Raw genomic sequence first — 18,786 nt, forward strand, 5'->3', positions numbered from 1 at the left:
GGACGATAAGTGCGAGCCATACCGAAGTATTTCGCAGCACACGCCAACCATCACGGACCCGACTCGGCGATTTTCAAATCGCGACAGCCACCTGGGCCGAAGCCCACCACTGGATCGCCTGGGCCCAAGGCGGCGCGACCGACCTCGACAACGCCGCCCTCCTCTGCTCCCATCACCACCACCGCGCCCACGACCCCACCTACCTCCACGAGCGCTTGCCCAACGGCGACATCCGCTTCACCAGACGCACATAGACCGACGGGGAATTACTTCGCTGGGTCCGATGTTGACGACTATCGTGATGCGCATGTTCCGCGTGGTTTTCGAGCACGACCTGTCAGGCACGAGCCTGACGGGCGCTCCCACGTGGGCTCCGTCAGTCGATTGCACCGGCGCTCGAAGCTGACCCTCCTCCTGCCTCACAGGACCCGCGGAGGAGGGTGGCCCGCACCGGCCCCCTCGTCGCGGTGACAGCGCGGTGAGGGCTTGCCGGAGGGTCCTGGCTCACCCCGAATCTTCTGACAGAAACAAGGAACTCTCATGGCCAAGAGCCAGTTCGTGCGGACCAAGCCGCACCTCAACATCGGGACGATGGGTCACGTCGACCACGGCAAGACGACGCTGACCGCCGCGATCACCAAGGTGCTCGCGGAGCGCGACCCGAGCGTGAACCGCTTCATCGCCTTCGACGGCATCGACCGTGCTCCGGAGGAGCTGCAGCGCGGGATCACGATCAACATCTCGCACGTCGAGTACGAGACCGCGACCCGGCACTACGCGCACGTCGACATGCCCGGGCACGCCGACTACGTGAAGAACATGATCACCGGCGCCGCCCAGGTGGACGCCGCGATCCTGGTCGTCTCCGCTCAGGACGGCGCCATGCCGCAGACGCGGGAGCACGTGCTGCTCGCGCGCCGGGTGGGTGTGCCGTACCTGGTGGTGGCGCTCAACAAGGCCGACACCGTCGACGACCCGGAGCTGCTCGACCTGGTCGAGCTGGAGGTCCGTGACCTCCTCTCCGAGTACGGGTTCCCCGGCGACGACGTCCCTGTCGTCAGGGTCTCCGGGCTGAAGGCGCTGGAAGGCGACCCCGAGTGGACCACCGCGATCGGCGACCTGCTGGACGCGATCGACGGCTACGTGCCGGTGCCCGAGCGTGAGCTCGGCCAGCCGTTCCTGATGCCGATCGAGAACGTCGTCACGATCACCGGCCGCGGCACGGTGGTGACCGGTGCCGTCGAGCGCGGCTCGCTGAAGGTCGGCGACGCGGTCGAGGTCGTGGGTCTCGGCGCGACGGTCACCAGCACCGCGATCGGTCTGGAGACGTTCGGCAAGTCGCTGGAGTCCGCCGAGGCGGGCGACAACGCGGCGGTGCTGCTGCGTGGCGTCAAGCGCGACGAGGTCCGTCGCGGCCAGGTCGTGGCACTGCCCGGCAGCGTACGGCCGCACCGGAAGTTCCGGGCGAACCTGCACGCGCTGTCCACCTCCGAGGGTGGTCGGCACACCCCGTTCGCCGCGGACTACCGGCCGCAGTTCTACTTCCGGACCACGGACGTGCCCGGCGGGATCGATCTGGGTGAGATCGCCCTGGTCATGCCCGGCGACACGATCGAGCTCGGGGTGGAGCTGGAGAAGCCGATCGCGATGGACGTCGGCCTCGGCTTCGCGGTCCGCGAGGGCGGTCACACCGTGGCCGCCGGCACCGTGACCGAGCTGCTCGACTGACGAGACACGGAATGGCCCCCGACATGAGTCGGGGGCCGTTTCGGTCTCAGCTCCGCGGGCGCCACCGCTTCCACAGCGCCTCACCCTCGGCACGGACCTTGCCGTCCCACTCCAGCCGCACCAGCGAGGTGATCTGGTCCTCGTCGGCGTCCTTGGTGGTGGCGACGAGCGTGACCGGCTCCCTGAGCGGAGCCGGCCGCCGAAATCGTACGTCGATCCCTGCCGTCACATAGGCCAGCGACTCCCCCTCGGCCGGCATCCAGCCGTTGAGGAAGGCCTCCTGGTGCACCGCGGCGGCGCTGTGGCAGTCGAGCAGGGTCGCGATGATCCCGCCGTTGAGGAACCCGCCGCCGTTGTCGTGCTGCGGCCACGGCAGGAAGGTCGCGGTAACGCTCCCGTCCAGCTGCGGATAGCTCTTCAGCTGGAGCCCCTCCGCGTTGGCCGGCCCACACCCGAAGCAGGTCATCGCCGGCCACCACTCGTCCTGCAACGCGATCATCTTCACCGCGCCACCATAACCACGATCAGCCGATCCCGGTCCGGAAGCCCTCGCGCCAGGTGGCGTACGACGGCGTCCAGCCGAGCTCCTGCTTCGCCTTGGCGTTGGACGACCCACGCACCGAGGTCATCAGGGCGACCCCGAACTCACCGATCAGCGGCCGGGCGAGCCAGGCCGGAAGCCGCATCGGGTCCCGGCCGCCGACCTGCTCGGCCAGGAACGGCATCCACTGGTTCACCGGCGCGGGCTCGTCGTCGACGATGTTGTAGATGCCCGGCGCACCGCGCTCGACCGCCGCGGCGGTTGCCGCGCCGACATCGTCGATGTGGACGAACGACCACACCCCGGTGCCGCCGCCGACCACCGGCATCTTGCCAGCGCGCAGCAGCTCGCCGATCGCGCCCTCGCGGGAGGCGGCGTTGCCAGGGCCGTAGAAGTTGCCGTAGCGCAGCACCAGCCCCTCGAGGTCGGACGCCGCGGTCACCGCCTCCTCCAGGTGACGGATCGCCGCCAGGGTGCCTCGCGCCTCCTTGCCGGGGTCGACGATCATCGGGGTGCTCTCGTCCTTGACCCAGCCGCCGGTGCGCTCGTAGGTCCAGCCGCCACCGAAGCTCTGCGCGACGAACCGCCGCACCCCGGCGGCCCGGGACGCCGCCAGCAGGTGGTCGGTGCCCTCGGTACGCAACCGGTTGGTCATCGCGAAGTCCTGGTCCCACTTCTTCAGGTTGCCGCTCAGGCCGCCCAGCGCGGTGAGCTGGTGCACGACCACCTCGGGCGACGCCTTGGCGACGGCGTCGGCGACACTCTGCGCGTCCAGCGGGTCCATCACGATCCCGGTCGCGCCCATCGCGGCCAGGGCCTCGCACCCCGCCTCGTGGCGGGTCGAACCGTAGACCTCGTGTCCGGCAGCCACCAGCAGCGGCACCATCCTGACGCCGACCGCACCGGTTCCGCCTGCGATGAAAATACGCATTTTGCTGTTCCTCTCGTCGTTGTTGACCCCACCGACGAAACAACCTGCGCTCCTGTGACAGCTGGCGTAAGGTCCTGCGTTCGTGGACCTCGCAACCGCCCATGACGGGCTCCGCCCGCTGATGTTCTCGATCGCCTACCGGATGCTCGGCAGCGTCGCCGAGGCGGAGGACGTCGTGCAGGACGCGTTCCTGCGCATGCACCGCAGCACGCAGGAGTCCGACGAGATCGACAACCTGGATGCGTACGCCACCACGGTCACCACCCGGATCGCCATCGACACCCTGCGCTCGGCCCGCCACCGCCGTGAGCAGTACGTCGGGCCGTGGCTACCCGAGCCGATCCTGGTCTCCGACGAGGACCCTGCGCACCGCCTCGAGCTCGACGAGACCGTCAGCACCGCGTTCCTGGTGCTCCTGGAGTCCCTCACACCGGTCGAGCGCGCGGTGTTCGTGCTGCGCGAGGTGCTGGGCTACGACTACGACGACATCGCCCCGATCGTCGACAAGAGCGCGACCAACTGCCGCCAGATCTTCACCCGCGCCCGCAAGCGGATCGCCGACGGCACGCCCCGGTTCGACCCTTCACGCGAGCGCCGCGACCAGCTCGCCTCCCAGTTCGTCGCCGCGCTGTCCGCGAGCGACATCAGTGGCCTGGAGCGGCTCCTGGCCGACGACGTCGTGTTCGTCGCCGACGGCGGCGGCCGGGCTCCGGCGATCCAGAGGCCGATGCTCGGCGCCGTCGCCGTCACCCGCTTCCTGCTCGGGCTCATGCGTCAGGGCGAGCGCTTCGGCGTACGCCTCGAGCTCTCGCATGCCAACGGCCAGCCCGCGATGCTCACCCGCGGTGCCGACGGGGCCTTGCTCGGCGTCATCGCGCTCGACGTCGACGGCGGCCGGATCGTGCGCATGCACAACGTGCTCAACCCCGACAAGCTCGGTCACCTCGGCGAGGTCGGCGACCTCTTCGCCCTGCTGGCCGAGCGCTAACCCTCCAGGAACGTACGCAGCGACTGATCGACCAACGGGCGCCCCAGCGTGCCCTCGGCCAGCGCGTCACGCAGCGCGGTGACCGAGTCCAGGTCGGCGACGAGACCGACGAGCTCGCCGACCTCCTCGCCGATCTCGGCCGGTGTGGTGGCCGCGACCGGCCGGTCCAGGAGCAGCGGGCAGTCGACCGGACCGCCCTCCGGCTCAGGGTGCCCGAGGGCGGCGACCCAGCAGCCGACCTCGAAGCGCAGCGGTGCGGACGGGCCGGCTCCCTGGGCACGCAGGTCGATGTACCACACGATGTCGTCGCTCTTGGGGTCACCGAGTCGGTGGTGGCCCTTGCGCAGCGGCATGCCGCCGGCCTTGAACGCCTTCGTCGCCGCCGTCCGGGCTGCCTTCTGATCCACCGTGGCGCCTAGAAGTCGAGGTCGGTCTCGGAGAGCTGACCGCCCCCGGCGACGATGAACTCCTTGCGCGGAGCGACGTCGGAGCCCATCAGCAGGTCGAAGACCGCGGCCGCCTCGTCGGCGTCGTCCAGCGTCAGCCGGCGGAGCGTCCGGTGACGCGGGTCCATCGTGGTCTCGGCCAGTTGGTCGGCATCCATCTCACCCAGACCCTTGTAGCGCTGCACCGGGTCCTTCCAGGTGACGTTCTTCTTCTTCAGCTCGGCGAGCTTTCGCTGCAGCTCCGGGTCGGAGTAGGTGTAGATGTATCTCTCCATCCCCTTCTTCGGGTTGGAGATCTCGATCCGGTGCAGCGGCGGGACCGCGGTGTAGACCTTGCCGGCGGCGATCAGCTCGGGCATGTACTTGAAGAACAGGGTCGCCAGCAGCGTACGGATGTGGGCGCCGTCGGAGTCGGCGTCGGCCATGAAGATGATCTTGCCGTAGCGCGACGCGTCCAGGTCGAAGCTGCGCCCCGTGCCGGTCCCCACGACCTGGATGATCGAGGAGCACTCGGCGTTCTTCAGCATGTCGCCGACCGAGGCCTTCTGGACGTTGAGGATCTTGCCGCGGATCGGCAGCAGCGCCTGGAACTCGGAGTTGCGGGCCACCTTGGCGGTGCCGAGCGCGGAGTCACCCTCGACGATGAACAGCTCGGCGCGGTCGTCGGTGGTGCGGCAGTCGGCGAGCTTGGAGGGCAGCGCGGAGGACTCCAGCGCGTTCTTGCGCCGCTGGTTCTCCTTCTGCTGACGCAGCGAGAGCCGGGTCTTGGAGGCGGCGTACACCTTCTCCATCACCAGCTTGGCCTGCTGCTTCTGGGCGCCGCGCGACTCGGTGAGGAAGGTCTTCATCTCCGCGGCGACGACCTTGCGCACCACGCTGCGGGCCGCCGGGGTGCCGAGGATCTCCTTGGTCTGGCCCTCGAACTGGGGCTCAGCCAGGCGCACCGTCACCACGGCGGTGAGGCCCTCGAGGATGTCCTCCTTGACGATGTCCTTGTCGTTGACCTTGAGCACCTTGGCGGCGCGCATGGCGTCGTTGAACGTCTTGGTCAGCGCGTTCTCGAAGCCGCTGACGTGGGTGCCGCCCTTCGGGGTGGCGATCACGTTGACGAAGGAGCGGATCTCGGTGTCGTAGCCGCTGCCCCACCGCACCGCGATGTCGACGCCTAGCTCGCGCTCGACGTCCTGCGGGGTCATGTGGCCGGCGTCGTCGAGCATCGGCACGGTCTCGGTGAAGGTGTCCGACCCCTGCAGCCGGAGTACGCCGCTGACCGGCTCGTCCTTGGCCAGGAAGTCGACGAACTCGGCGATGCCGCCGTCGTGGCGGAACTTCTCCTCGATCGGGTCGGCACCGGACTGGTCGCGGATGACCAGCTCGAGCCCGGGCACGATGAAGCTCGTCTGCCGGGCGCGGCCGAGCAGTCCCTCGAGCTCGAAGCGGGCGTCCTTGGTGAAGATCTGCTTGTCCGGCCAGAACCGGATCCGGGTGCCGGTCTTGCCCTTGGCGACGCGCTTGCCCTTGCGGCTCAGACCGCTCTGCGGGGTGAAGCCGGCCGTCGGCCCGTCGCCGTCGAAGACACCGGGCACACCGCGGCGGAAGGAGATCCCCTGCTGGGCCGGCGAGCGGTCCACGTCGATGTCCATCCGGCTCGAGAGCGCGTTGACGACCGAGAGACCGACACCGTGCAGACCGCCGGTCGCGTTGTAGGAGCCGCCACCGAACTTGCCGCCCGCGTGCAGCTTGGTCGCGACCACCTCGACACCGGGAAGCCCGGTGCGGGGCTCCTTGTCGGTCGGGATGCCGCGGCCGTCGTCGTAGACCTCCACCGAGCCGTCGGGGTGCATCGTCACCTCGACGTGACCGGCCACTCCGGCCAGCGCCTCGTCGACGCCGTTGTCGATGATCTCCCACAGACAGTGCATGAGGCCGCGGGTGTCGGTCGAGCCGATGTACATACCGGGACGCTTGCGAACCGCCTCCAGGCCCTCGAGGACGAGGAGGTGCGCGGCGTTGTAGGTGTTGTCAGAGATGATCGGCTCCTGGCTGTCCTGCATTGAAGCGTTGCTGCTCGGGTACTGCTCGGATGAAATCTACCGTGCGACACGCCCGGGTCTCACGCAGGCACGCGGCAACCGGACCGCGCGCCATAGGGCGGCACACCGACGTCGTGATCGGTCCGTTACGTGGAACTTGTGGGTTTCGATGCACGAAATGGTCGGTTGACAGGTAAGAATGTCTGCCACGGACAGCGATGTCCCGCGGGGTAGGTCCGACCCGGATCCCCAACCCGGAGCGACAACTGCAAGGATTTGAGGTGCGACGGAGGTAAGAGTCCGCGAGGAAACGCTAGCGATCTAGGGAATCTTCTAAGACTCACGTACGTTATCCCGGCGCAATCATGATCAGAAATGAGGCCGATGTGACCACTGCCGTTGCCACCAGCTCGCCGCTCACGTCCGAGGACCGTTGCGACCGGTGCGGAGCGCAGGCCTACGTACGCGCGGAGCTCCACTCCGGCGGCGAACTGCTGTTCTGCGCCCACCACGCCCGCGAGCACGGCGAGAAGCTCAAGGAGATCGCGAGCTCGATCACCGACGAGACGCACAAGCTCACCGAGAAGAACTGACCCCACCCACCAACTCCCCCGGAGGCCCGGACCACGACGGTCCGGGCCTCCGGCGCGTCGTGAGGCCGCCAGCGGCTAGGGTCGCTCCGTGAGTCTCGTCCCTGAATGGATCGTCGTTGGTCTCGTCGCGCTGGTCATCGCCTTCGGCATCGCCGGCATCATCGTCCCGATCCTCCCCGGCGGAGCGCTGCTCGTCGCCGCCGCGATCCTAGGCTGGGCCATCTGGCTGGGAGAGCCCACCGGCTGGGTGATCTTCGGCATCTCCGCCGCCTTCATCGCCATCGGGCTGATCACCAAGTACGCCATCCCCGGCAAGCGCCTCAAGGACTCCGGGATGCCGTTGTCCACCCAGATCGCCGGCGCGATCCTGGCCATCATCGGCTTCTTCGTGATCCCCGTCGTCGGCGTCTTCGTCGGCTTCCCCCTCGGCGTCTTCCTCGCCGAGCTCCGCCGCCACGGCGGCGACGCGGGCGAGGCCTGGGCCTCCACCTGGGCCGCCCTCAAGGCGATCGGCCTGTTCATCCTCATCGACGCCACCGCCGCCACCCTCGCCACGATCACCTGGGTCGTCGGGCTGTTCATCACCTGAGGCCCGAGTGCAGGAACTCCCTGGGTCGTGTGGCACAGGTGGTCGATGTGATCAGCCGTTGGCGACCGTCACGTCGTCTGCCATGACGTACGCGATCCGGTGGTTGAACCAGATCTGGTAGTAGGTCGTGCCGCCGCTGATCACGATGCAGTCGGGGACGCCGTCGACGGTCGCGCAGTTGAAGTTGTTCGCCTTGTAGTAGTCGGCCGGGACCTTCGCGTCGGCCAGGACGTACTTCTGACCTGCGGGGATCGTGTACTGCAGGGGCGCGATCGTCCGCGGCGTCACCCCGGCGGGATAGTCGCTGGCCTTCGTGGGGTAGGCGGTGCCGTAGACCTTGGCAGTGGTGCCGGCCTTGGGCGTGACGACCTTGCCCGCGGAGGGCAGCAGCACGTCGCGCGGGTTCTGGATCCAGCCCTGCTTGCCGCCGAACCAGACTCCCCACCAGTCGGACCGGGTCCGGTCGTTGACCACGACCTTCTGACCGGCCGCCAGGCGCGGGCCCCAGTTGGAGACCTTGGCGGAGCCGCCGACGACCGTGTCCGGCAGCAGCGGGGCGTCGACGGAAGGCTCGGCGTAGACGTTGACGAAGTTGGTGCCCCGGTCGCTCGGGCACGGCACGCCCTCCTCGGTGCAGCCGGTCATCAGGTTGCCGGTGTTGGTGTCGAAGTCGGGGTTGACCGTCCAGATCTCGCTGCGCGCGTGGCGATCGGCCTTGATCGGCGCCCCGAGCAGATCGAAGTAATGGCTCCAGTCCCAGTAGGGGCCCGGGTCCCAGTGCATCCCGGCGACGTTGGCCGGCGCGACCCCCTGGACCTGGTCGTGGCCGATGATGTGGGCACGGTCGAGCGGGATCGCGTAGCTCGTGGCCAGGTAGCGGACCAGGGTCGCCGAGGTCTGGTACATCGCCTCGGTGTACCACGCACCGTCGGCGGCGTAGCCCTCGTGCTCCAGCCCGATCGAGTGGCTGTTGACGTACCAGTTGCCGGCGTGCCAGCCGACGTCCTTGCCCGGGATGTGGTGGGCGACGTGGCCGTCGACCGATCGCAGCGTGTAGTGCCAGCCGAGGTAGGTCGGGTCCTGGACCAGCCTCACAGTGCCGTCGTAGGAGGTCTCGGTGTCGTGGATGACGATGTAGTCGACCGACCCCTCCTCGGGCCGGCTGGCGAGGTCGTGGTTGCCGTAGTCGCCGATCGTGTCGCCGGTCTGCTCGTAGGGCGCGGGCAGCGACTCGCAGCCGAGCACCGCGGGACACTCGACGGCCTCCCCGGTGTCGGACTCGGCCAGATCGAGCCGCCCGACGGCCTCCTCGCTGGCGGTCACCGGCGTCGCCGCCAGGGTGACGAGGTGCCCGTCGTTGGTCGTACGCGACTCCCCCGCGCTCAGCGTCGCGAAGACCTGCCGCGCGAACTTGAGCGCGGTCGCCTCGTCCGCGGCACCGCTGTAGCGACCGACCGCGGCACTCCAGTCCGCGAGCGTCTCCGCACCGCCCGCAGCCTCCTGGTAGTCGGCCAGCACCGCAGCCCCGCCGCAGATGTTGGCGACCGCGTCCTCACGCAGGTCGGCGACCGGGATCGCGGTGATCTCGTTGGCCGTACGCAGCGTCTCGACCTCACCCAGCCGGACCGCCTCTTCGCGCTGGCGCGTGGTGCGGGCCTGGTGGGAGCCGTCACCCTTGCCCAATGGGTCCGGGTGGGCCTGGGTGTCCTTCGCCAGTGCCGGCAGGTCGGTCAGGTGCATCGGCCCGTAGCCGCCCGAGGTGCTCGGCGCGGCGCCGTGGGCGTCCCAGCGTGACTCCATGTAGGAGACCGCCAGCAGCACCTCGGCCGGCACTCCGCTGGTCTCGGATGCTCGCTCGAAGACCGTCTGCCGGTCGTCGGGGCCCTCCAGGCAAGCGTTCCAGTCGGGCTCCGACGCCGACGCCACCGCGGTGATCGGCACCGCGACGAGCAGGCCTCCGAGCAGTGCGCCTGCCGCTGCCAGAGCGGGACGGTGGGGACGTGAGAGACGCGTAGGCACGAGAAGACCTCCCGAAAGGCGGACATCCGACCCGTGCAACCTAGCCGACTCCGCAGTCGTGGCGGGCGAGTCTGCGGAAATGGCGAACGCCCTCCCAGATGTCCGGGAAGGCGTTCGAGAGGGATCTTAGCCAGAATCAGTCGAGATAGTCTCGCAGAACCTGAGAACGCGACGGGTGTCGCAGCTTCGACATCGTCTTGGACTCGATCTGACGGATGCGCTCGCGGGTGACCCCGTAGACCTTGCCGATCTCGTCTAAAGTCTTCGGCTGACCGTCGGTCAGACCGAAGCGCATGCTCACGACGCCGGCCTCACGCTCGGAGAGCGTGTCGAGCACCGCGTGCAGCTGCTCCTGGAGCAGGGTGAACGAGACCGCGTCGGCCGGGACGATCGCCTCGGAGTCCTCGATCAGGTCACCGAACTCGGAGTCGCCGTCCTCACCGAGCGGGGTGTGGAGCGAGATCGGCTCGCGGCCGTACTTCTGGACCTCGATGACCTTCTCCGGGGTCATGTCGAGCTCCTTGGCCAGCTCCTCCGGGGTGGGCTCACGGCCCAGGTCCTGGAGCATCTGGCGCTGGACGCGCGCGAGCTTGTTGATGACCTCGACCATGTGCACCGGGATGCGGATGGTGCGGGCCTGGTCGGCCATGGCGCGGGTGATCGCCTGACGGATCCACCAGGTGGCGTAGGTCGAGAACTTGTAGCCCTTGGTGTAGTCGAACTTCTCGACCGCACGGATCAGACCCAGGTTGCCCTCCTGGATCAGGTCGAGGAAGAGCATGCCGCGGCCGGTGTAGCGCTTGGCCAGCGAGACCACCAGACGGAGGTTGGCCTCCAGGAGGTGGTTCTTGGCGCGCTTGCCGTCCTCGGCGATCCACTCGAGCTCGTCGAGGATCTTGGGGGTGATCTTGCCGCCCTTGCCGAGCTTCTCCTCCGCGAAGAGACCGGCCTCGATCCGCTTGGCGAGCTCGACCTCCATCTCGGCGTTGAGCAGCGGGACCTTACCGATCTGCTTGAGGTAGTCCTTGACCGGGTCGGCGGTCGCGCCCGCGACCATGACGGTCTGCTCGGGCTCGTCGGTGTCGTCGGCGGTGGAGACGACGAAGCTCTGCTTCTCGGCCTCCTTCTCGTCCTCCTTGATCGTGGGATCGGCGGCGACGTCCTTCTCGAACTGCTCGTCGGGGATGTCGGGCAGGATCTTCTTGCCGTCGGGACCGATCTGGACGACCGTGGTGTCGTCGTCGCTGTCACCGTCGTCGTCGGAGTCGGTGTCCGAGTCGTCGACGTCGATGTCGTCGACGTCGACCTCGACGTCCTCGAGGACGATCTCCTCGCCGTCCTCGTCGATCTCGGTCGTCTTCTTGGGCTCGGGCTCGTCGGCCTTCTTCGCCGCGACCGGCGTGGCCGGCTTCTCGGGCTCGGCCGCGACCTTCTTGGCGGCGGCCTTCTTGGCCGGCGCCTTGGCCGTGGTCGTCTTGCGGGTCGAGGTCGTCGCCGCCGCAGCACGACCGGTGACGGCGGTGCCGAGGTCCACCGAGATGCCGAGCGTGCTCAGGTGACCGAGCAGTGCCTTCAGATGCCTGGGCTCGACCGCGGCATCCTCGCTGGCCTGGCGGACCTGGTCGGGACTCACCCGGCCGGTTGGCTTGGCCTGGTCGATCAGTGCCTTCACGGCAGGGTGGGCGAGTACCTCAGCGGGTATCTTGCGCGCGTTCGAGGACACGAACACCTCTCCGTCGAACTTGGTCGAGACTTATCAAAAACTCAGTTTGGGCGCGGCAGGGCCCGAGGTCGTCAAGAGCCGCAGATTCATTCTGCCACGGTGATGGTGAACAGTCCCCATCCGGGGCGTCGTGTTCCCCATCAGCTCATCCGGCTGCTTTGGCTGCGGCCTTCTTCTGCTGTTTGTAGTCACGCACCTTCTGCAACGACGCAACGTCGACGACGTCAGCCACAGAACGGTAACCATCGAGCGCGTAGTCACCGACGGCCTCCTGCCAGCCCTCCGGCCGCACCCCCAGCTGCTTGGCGAGGAGGGAGACGAAGATCTGCGCCTTCTGCTTCCCGAAGCCAGGAAGCGCCTGGACCCGCTTGAGCAGGTCCTTGCCGCTGGCGGCCTCGGTCCACAGCCGGGTGACGTCACCACCGTACTCGTTGGTGACGATGGCCGCGATCCCCTGCACCTTCGCCGACATCGAGCCTGGGAACCGGTGGATCGCCGGCGGGGTCGAGGCGATCGTCTTGAACTCCTCGGGGTCCATCTCGGCGATCGTGGCGGGATCCAGATGCCCGAGGCGGGTCACCAGCTTGTGACCCCCCTTGAACGCATCCTCCATCCGGTACTGCTGGTCCAGGGCCATGCCCAGCAGCAGCGCGAACGGGTCGTCGGAGAGCAGCTTGTCGGCGGCCTCGTCGCCGGTGATGTGGAGCGAAGGCATAAGGGACATCCTGCCTCATCTCGTGGCTCGGCACCGCGTCATGCCTGTGGAAAGGGGGTCGCGCCGAACCGGCATCCGTTGCACGCTAGGCCCATGGCCTCCCTGTCCACCCTGTCCGAGACGTCCGTCGAGGGACTGCACGAGCCGCTCTCGCCGGTGATCGAGAAGCGGTTGAGACGTGCCGTGCTCGACCACACCGCCACCGAGCACCGTCGCTCGTTCCTGCCGCTCGTCCACCTCGGCATCCCCGGCGGCAAGGAGGTCGCGCACGCACATCGCGAGGACGAGCCCACCGACCCGTGGCTGCGGGCCGACATCGTCCACAGCATGCGGCGCCGGGTCGGCGTGCCGGACCCGATCGTGTGGCTGACCCGGGCAGGCAGCACGGAGATCGAGGACGTCGACCTCCGCTGGCTCGCCGCCGCCCGGCAGGCGTTCCGAGAGATCGGCGCACCCCTGACGTACGTCGTGGTGACCCGCAACGCGTGGCTCGACCCGCGCTCGGGGGTGAGCCGCCGCTGGAAGCGGCTGCGCTACCGAAACGACTAGACCGGGAGATCCGACCGGGTGAGCGCCTCCTCCCAAGCGCTCGGGGGAACCGCACCCTCGAGCATCTGCGCGACCAACACCCCGAGACCGTGGTGAGGTTCGCTCGCGAAGCACCGGTCCAGCGCACACCACGCGAGCGCGCCGTCACCGCCGAGCCAGGCGGCGAAGGCCAGCACCGCGGCCGGGTGGGCGACGTGGGCGTCGGGGCTGCGGCGTACGACATCGGTCCACAGACGCACGTGGGCCCTGGCCTCCTCCCGGGTCATCCCGCCCCAGGCGGCGTCTCGCCGCTGCGGGTCGCGCAGGGCCAGCAGCAGGGAGGCGATCTGGTCGGCCGAGAGCACCGTCCCGGCGACCGCGTCGTCGACCAGCCGGCCGACCTCGTAGGTCTTCATCGACGAGGCCTGCCCCAGCGCCGCCTCGGTCTCGGCGGCCGCCGCGGGATCCGGGGCGATCGAGGCCGCCAGCTCGGAGCGGGAGCGGCGCACCAGCTGCCCGTCGAAGACCGCCTGGGCACGGAACGGATGCGCCCCGACGTCGAAGGGAACGCCGTCGTCGGGAACCCCGTGGAACCCGAGCGGGTCGAACCACCGGCCGTCCTGGACCCGTAGGCACCCGATCAGGTCGATGTCGCACTCGGCGAGCCTCTCGGCGAGGCGACGGGCGATCTTCACCCCGAAGCGCGGGCCACTGTCGTAGAGGACGAGGAGGACGCCGCGCACCTGGTGGCGGACCGCGGGCAGGATCAGGCTGTCGAGGCAGGCCTCGACCTCGCCCGGCGGCGGCAGGTCGATCCTGCCGTGGACCTGGTGCTCACCGCCGAACGTCAGCATGACGATCGACTTCTCGGGCTGGAAGCCGAGCAGGACAGGGACGGCCGCCAGGACGTCCTCGGGACGGGCGATGGAGAGTTTCGTGGTCATGCGGACCACGATCCCCGCGACCCACCGACAGTTTCGGCGCCATATGCGGAGCCTGTGGACAACCCGGTCCCCAACCGAGCCTGTGGACGGTCAACGGCCCGAAACAGAGTGTCCCCGCTGCCAGATAGGTTGCCACCATGAGAGCGCAGGCGTCGGTGATGCACCTCGACCTCGACGCGTTCTTCGCCTCGGTCGAGCAGCGCGACAAGCCGTCCCTGCGCGGCAAGCCGGTGATCGTGGGCGGCATCGGCGGGCGCGGCGTGGTCAGCACGGCCTCCTACGAGGCCAGGGCCTTCGGCGTCCGCTCGGCGATGTCGACCCGCGAGGCCCGTGCGCTGTGCGGTCACGCCGCCTTCCTCTACCCGCGCTTCCATGCCTACAAGCTGGTCAGTGAGCAGGTCTTCGGCATCCTGCGCGACCTGTCCCCCTTGGTCGAGCCGCTCTCGCTCGACGAGGCCTTCGTCGATCTCGCCGCCGCCGGCCTGCCCGACCTCGAGGTCGACACCGTGACCGCGACGGCCGAGCGGATCCGCGCGGAGGTCGCCGAGGTGACCGGGGGCCTGAGCGCGAGCGTCGGCCTGGCCAGCTCGAAGTTCATCGCCAAGATCGCCAGCGACCTGGACAAGCCCGACGGCCTGGTCGTCGTGGCGCCCGGCACCGAGCTCGACCTGCTCCGCCCGATGAACGTCAAGGTGATCCCCGGCGTCGGTCCCGCCACTGCCGAGCGCCTGCGCCGGGCCGGCATCCACACCGTGGCCGATCTGGAGCAGGTCAGCGTCGAGGAGCTCGTACGCCTTGTGGGCAAGTCCCACGGCACCAACCTCTACAAGCTGGCCCGGGCCCAGGACGACCGGCGCATCGAACCCGAGCGCGAGACCAAGTCGGTCAGCGTCGAGGGCACCTATGACACCGACCTGACCGACCGGCCGCTCATGGAGCAGATCCTCACCCGGCAGGCCACCGAGGTCGCGGCCCGGCTGAAGAAGAACGGGCTCTCGGGCCGCACCATCACGATCAAGGTGAGGCTCTACGACTTCACCACGATCAACCGCTCCGCGACCCTTCCGGCCCCGACCGACCAGGCCGGCACCATCGCCCGGCTGGCCAGGACCCTGCTCGGCGAGCTCTTCACGGCGGGCGAGACGGCCGGCGGCGTACGCCTTCTCGGGGTCGGTGTCTCCGGTCTCGCCGACTGGATCCAGGAGGACCTCTTCGGTGACGACATCGATGACGACACCGAGCCCGACCTCCCGCTGCCCGAGCCGGCGCGGCGACCCACCTGGGCGGCGGGGATGGACGTCGTCCACACGGAAATGGGTCGCGGCTGGGTCTGGGGATCGGGGCGGGGTGTCGTGACCGTGCGCTTCGAGACCGCCGAGACTCCGGCCGGCCCGGTGAGGTCCTACGCCGTCGACGACCCCGACCTTCAGCCCTACACCGGGGCCTGAGGCCCCCTCCCCCGGGTCCGGGCTTCGCCGTCGCGGCGAGGCGGTGCGGTATCGCGCGACGCGACCAGGGTGTGCGATAGCGCGTTGCGATGCGTGAGGCGGCCACGCACGTCCCGTGCGCGCCGGTTCGAGGGTCGCGAGGATAGGGTCTCGTTCATGTCTGCAGCCCACCCGTCGACGCCCTGGCCGGTCGCACCGAAGAAGCCCTCGTCCAAGCAGTTCCACGGCCTGACCCGGACCGATGACTACGAGTGGCTCCGCGAGAAGGAGAACCCCGAGGTCATCGCCTACATCGAGGCCGAGAACGCCTACACCAAGGAGCAGACCGACCACCTCTCCGACCTGCGCACCCAGATCTTCGAGGAGATCAAGGCGCGCACCCTCGAGACCGACCTGAGCGTCCCGACGCGCTCGCGCGGCTACTGGTACTACGGCCGCAGCTTCGAGGGGAAGCAGTACGGCGCGAGCTGCCGGGTGAAGGTCGCCGACCCCGACGACTGGACTCCCCCGACACCGGCCGACGTCACCCACGACCAGCCCGCACTCCCCGGCGAGGAGGTGCTGCTCGACCTCGACGCGCTCGCCGAGGGACACGACTTCTTCAGCCTCGGCGGCTCCTCGGTGAGCCCGAGCACCACCCTGCTCGCCTACGCGACCGACGTCACCGGCGACGAGCGCTACACCGTACGCGTCAAGGACCTCACCACGGGCGAGCTGCTGACCGACGAGCTCACCAACGTGCACGGCGGCGCGACCTGGGACCGTGACTCGGCCAACCTCTACTACACGACCGCCGACGAGTCCTGGCGCGCCGACAAGATCTGGCGCCACCGCCTCGGCACCACCCAGGACGAGGACGAGCTGGTCTTCCACGAGACCGACGACCGGTTCTGGGTCGGCGTGGGGCGCACCAGGTCCGACCGGTTCATGTTCATCGGGACGGCCGCGAAGATCACCGCCGAATACCGCTTCCTCGACCTCGACGACCCCGACGCCGGCTGGCAGGTCTTCGCCGCCCGCGAGGAGGGCGTCGAATACTCCGTGGAGCACGCCACCATCGCCGGCGAGGACGTCTTCCTGGTCACCCACAACGCCTCGGGTCCCGACTTCGAGATCGCCACCGCGCCGACCGCCCCGACCCCGCGGACCGAGTGGCAGCCGCTCCTCCCCCACACCCCCGGCGTACGCCTCGAGGACGTCGATGCCTTCGCCAGTCACCTGGTCGTCCACCAGCGCAGCGAGGGCCTGACCCAGCTCCGCATCCTGGAGCTCGGCCCCGAGGGAGGCACAGCCGGTGTCGCCGACGACTACCTGGTGAAGTTCGACGACGAGCTCTACACCATCGGCTCCGGCTCCAACCCCTCCTTCGAGACCCCGGTCGTGCGGCTCGGCTACACCACGATGCGCACCCCAGCCTCCGTCTACGACTACGACGTACGCAGCCGCGAGCTGACCCTGCTCAAGCAGGCCCCGGTGCTCGGTGGCTACGACCGCGACGACTACGAGGAGCACCGGCTCTGGGCGACGGCCGAGGACGGCGTACGGGTGCCGATCTCGATCGTGGCGAAGAAGGGGCTCCACGAGACCGGACCGATCCCGGTGCTGCTCTACGCCTACGGCTCCTACGAGGCCAGCATGGACCCCTACTTCTCGATCGCGCGGCTGAGCCTGCTGGACCGTGGGATCGGGTTCGCGATCGCCCACATCCGCGGCGGCGGCGAGATGGGCCGCGCGTGGTACGACGACGGGAAGATGCTGAAGAAGCAGAACACCTTCTCCGACTACATCGCCTGCGCGCGCCACCTCGCCGAGTCGGGCTGGTCGACGCCCAGCAAGATCATCGCCGAGGGCGGCAGCGCCGGCGGGCTGCTGATGGGCGCGGTCGCCAACCAGGCGCCGGACGCCGTCGGAGCGATCGTCGCCGCGGTGCCCTTCGTGGACGCGCTGACCACGATGCTCGACGCGACGCTGCCGCTGACGGTCACCGAGTACGACGAGTGGGGCAACCCGGAGGCCGACAAGGAGACGTACGACTACATGTCGTCCTACGACCCCTACACGAACGTCACCGCCCAGCACTATCCGCCGATCCTGGCCGAGACCAGCATCAACGACACCCGGGTGCTCTACGTCGAGCCCGCGAAATGGGTCGCCAAGCTGCGCGCGACGGCAGAGAATCCGGGTGACGTACTCCTGAAGACGGAGATGGCGGCCGGACATGGAGGGGTCTCGGGGCGCTACAAGGCGTGGGAGGACCGGGCGTTCAGTCTTGCCTGGATGATCGACCAGGTGACCTCTGCGTAGGGCATATCTGCGGGGATCTCGGGGTACTCCATGAGAAACCCCTGAGATTCACCTCATGATGCAACTTATCGCCCGCGGCGTACGTCGAACCGGACAAGAGATCGAAGACGGATTCGATGACAAGGCGCTCTACCAGGGAACACCTGGGAGGGGCGAAGCGTTGAAACCACCGTGAGGCCACAAACCTCACCGTGAGGAGGTTCCCATGGCGACACGCACCGCAACCGCCACCCGAGAGATCGAGGGGCGTGACAGCGTCGGGCTGTATCTCGACGAGATCGCCCGCAACGAGCTCCTGGATGCCGCCAAAGAGGTTGAGCTGTCCAAGGCGATCGAGGCCGGCCTGATGGCCGAGCACCTCTTGGCCGAGGGCCGCGTCGGCCGCAAGAAGGCACCCGGTGGAGCCACCCGAGCCGAGCTGGAGTGGCTGGCCGAGGAGGGCCAGCGCGCCACCCGTGAGTTCATCAACGCCAACCTGCGACTGGTGGTGTCCATCGCGCGCAAGTACGGCCGCGCGCAGATGCCGATGCTCGACCTGATCCAGGAAGGAAACACCGGCCTGATCCGGGCCGTTGAGAAGTTCGACTACACCAAGGGCTACAAGTTCTCGACGTACGCGACGTGGTGGGTGCGCCAGGCGATCACCCGTGGCATCGCCCAGCAGGCGCGTGTGGTCCGGCTGCCGGTCCACGTCGTCGAGGAGCTCAACCAGGTCGGCGGTGCCCGCCGCACCCTGGAACGTCAGCTCGGCCGTGACCCCGAGCCGGAGGAGATCGCCGCCGAGCTCGGTATGGACATCGACCGCGTCCTCGACCTGCTCTCCTGGGGCCGTGACCACGTCTCGCTGGACACCCCGATCGACGAGGACGGCGACACCTCTCTGGGCGATCTGATGGCCCAGGAGTCGGCGCCGTCGCCCGACATGGACGTCATCGACGTCGAGTCGCGCGAGCGGCTCAACTCGCTGGTCGGCCAGCTCGACGAGCGTTCCGCCGACATCGTCCGCTCCCGCTACGGGCTCACGGACGGCCGTCAGCACAAGCTCGCCGACATCGGCGTCAAGCACGGCATCTCCGCCGAGCGCGTACGCCAGCTCGAGCGCGAGGCTCTGCAGAAGCTGCGCCGCTTCGCGGACCCGGACCTGGCGGCGTAGCCGAGAAGTCACTCCCGTCGGGGGGGGGGGGGGGGGGGGGGGGGGGGCGGGCCCCGGGGGGGGGGGCGGCGCGGCGGGGGCGGGGGGCGGGGGCCGGGGGGGC

General features: G+C 69.0%; 17 protein-coding genes. 9 read left to right on the top strand and 8 right to left on the bottom strand.

Going from position 1 to position 18,786, the window contains the following annotated elements; genetic code table 11:
* Both ACIA03_RS19970 and tuf read left to right on the top strand, forming a co-directional pair.
* Positions 1-254: HNH endonuclease (locus ACIA03_RS19970; protein ID WP_396985689.1), on the top strand; the 254-nt coding region annotated here is incomplete at its 5' end.
* A gap of 286 nt (positions 255-540) precedes the next feature.
* Positions 541-1,728 (top strand): elongation factor Tu, encoded by a 1,188-nt coding sequence (tuf, locus tag ACIA03_RS19975; protein WP_396985691.1) that lies wholly within the window; start codon positions 541-543, stop codon positions 1,726-1,728.
* A gap of 46 nt (positions 1,729-1,774) precedes the next feature.
* Here tuf and ACIA03_RS19980 read toward each other — a convergent pair whose 3' ends face one another.
* Together ACIA03_RS19980 and ACIA03_RS19985 are read right to left on the bottom strand one after the other, a co-directional pair.
* On the bottom strand, positions 1,775-2,227 hold the full coding sequence (locus ACIA03_RS19980; RefSeq protein WP_396986156.1) for a PaaI family thioesterase: 453 nt from the start codon (positions 2,225-2,227) through the stop codon (positions 1,775-1,777).
* Positions 2,228-2,252: 25 nt separating this feature from the next.
* Positions 2,253-3,200, bottom strand: a complete 948-nt coding sequence (locus ACIA03_RS19985) for an NAD-dependent epimerase/dehydratase family protein (RefSeq protein ID WP_396985693.1) — start codon at positions 3,198-3,200, stop codon at positions 2,253-2,255.
* Between the two features lie 82 nt (positions 3,201-3,282).
* Between ACIA03_RS19985 and ACIA03_RS19990 the strand changes: the two genes are divergently transcribed.
* Positions 3,283-4,188 carry an RNA polymerase sigma-70 factor gene (locus ACIA03_RS19990; protein ID WP_396985695.1) on the top strand — a complete coding sequence of 302 codons (906 nt, stop codon included), beginning with the start codon at positions 3,283-3,285 and terminating at the stop codon, positions 4,186-4,188.
* Here ACIA03_RS19990 and ACIA03_RS19995 read toward each other — a convergent pair.
* The gene (locus tag ACIA03_RS19995) at positions 4,185-4,595 is read right to left on the bottom strand and encodes a hypothetical protein (RefSeq protein ID WP_396985697.1); all 411 of its coding nucleotides are present in this window, start codon (positions 4,593-4,595) and stop codon (positions 4,185-4,187) included. The genes ACIA03_RS19990 and ACIA03_RS19995 overlap by 4 nt on opposite strands.
* An 8-nt stretch (positions 4,596-4,603) precedes the next feature.
* Complete coding sequence (locus ACIA03_RS20000) at positions 4,604-6,688, bottom strand: type IIA DNA topoisomerase subunit B (protein WP_396985699.1); 2,085 nt, start codon at positions 6,686-6,688, stop codon at positions 4,604-4,606.
* Positions 6,689-7,032: 344 nt separating this feature from the next.
* Between ACIA03_RS20000 and ACIA03_RS20005 the strand changes: the two genes are divergently transcribed.
* Positions 7,033-7,260 (top strand): hypothetical protein, encoded by a 228-nt coding sequence (locus ACIA03_RS20005; protein WP_008361825.1) that lies wholly within the window; start codon positions 7,033-7,035, stop codon positions 7,258-7,260.
* Between the two features lie 88 nt (positions 7,261-7,348).
* Complete coding sequence (locus tag ACIA03_RS20010; RefSeq protein ID WP_396985701.1) at positions 7,349-7,849, top strand: DUF456 family protein; 501 nt, start codon at positions 7,349-7,351, stop codon at positions 7,847-7,849.
* Between the two features lie 51 nt (positions 7,850-7,900).
* Here the strand turns inward: ACIA03_RS20010 and ACIA03_RS20015 are convergent, their stop codons facing one another.
* The 3 genes from ACIA03_RS20015 to ACIA03_RS20025 all read right to left on the bottom strand — a co-directional run bounded on the left by ACIA03_RS20015 (position 7,901) and on the right by ACIA03_RS20025 (position 12,315).
* Positions 7,901-9,868: an N-acetylmuramoyl-L-alanine amidase gene (locus ACIA03_RS20015; RefSeq protein ID WP_396985703.1), complete on the bottom strand. Its 1,968-nt coding sequence runs from the start codon at positions 9,866-9,868 to the stop codon at positions 7,901-7,903.
* A gap of 136 nt (positions 9,869-10,004) precedes the next feature.
* Positions 10,005-11,597: an RNA polymerase sigma factor gene (locus ACIA03_RS20020; RefSeq protein WP_396985705.1), complete on the bottom strand. Its 1,593-nt coding sequence runs from the start codon at positions 11,595-11,597 to the stop codon at positions 10,005-10,007.
* 139 nt (positions 11,598-11,736) lie between these two features.
* A complete protein-coding gene (locus tag ACIA03_RS20025) occupies positions 11,737-12,315 on the bottom strand; it encodes an HhH-GPD-type base excision DNA repair protein (protein ID WP_141794066.1) in 579 nt (192 codons plus the stop codon).
* Between the two features lie 84 nt (positions 12,316-12,399).
* Here ACIA03_RS20025 and ACIA03_RS20030 point away from each other — a divergent pair, with 84 nt between their 5' ends.
* Positions 12,400-12,855 (top strand): hypothetical protein, encoded by a 456-nt coding sequence (locus ACIA03_RS20030; RefSeq protein ID WP_396985708.1) that lies wholly within the window; start codon positions 12,400-12,402, stop codon positions 12,853-12,855.
* Here ACIA03_RS20030 and ACIA03_RS20035 read toward each other — a convergent pair.
* A complete protein-coding gene (locus ACIA03_RS20035) occupies positions 12,852-13,778 on the bottom strand; it encodes a DUF4192 domain-containing protein (protein WP_396985710.1) in 927 nt (308 codons plus the stop codon). The genes ACIA03_RS20030 and ACIA03_RS20035 overlap by 4 nt on opposite strands.
* A gap of 137 nt (positions 13,779-13,915) precedes the next feature.
* On the opposite strand from ACIA03_RS20035, the gene ACIA03_RS20040 reads away from it, so the two are divergent.
* The 3 genes from ACIA03_RS20040 to ACIA03_RS20050 all read left to right on the top strand — a co-directional run bounded on the left by ACIA03_RS20040 (position 13,916) and on the right by ACIA03_RS20050 (position 18,683).
* On the top strand, positions 13,916-15,226 hold the full coding sequence (locus ACIA03_RS20040) for a DNA polymerase IV (RefSeq protein ID WP_396985712.1): 1,311 nt from the start codon (positions 13,916-13,918) through the stop codon (positions 15,224-15,226).
* 156 nt (positions 15,227-15,382) lie between these two features.
* On the top strand, positions 15,383-17,530 hold the full coding sequence (locus tag ACIA03_RS20045; protein ID WP_396985713.1) for a S9 family peptidase: 2,148 nt from the start codon (positions 15,383-15,385) through the stop codon (positions 17,528-17,530).
* Positions 17,531-17,735: 205 nt separating this feature from the next.
* A complete protein-coding gene (locus ACIA03_RS20050) occupies positions 17,736-18,683 on the top strand; it encodes an RNA polymerase sigma factor RpoD/SigA (RefSeq protein WP_396985715.1) in 948 nt (315 codons plus the stop codon).
* Positions 18,684-18,786 lie beyond the last annotated feature (103 nt).

It is taken from the genome of Nocardioides sp. NPDC051685 (assembly GCF_044453405.1).
GTDB lineage: Bacteria > Actinomycetota > Actinomycetes > Propionibacteriales > Nocardioidaceae > Nocardioides.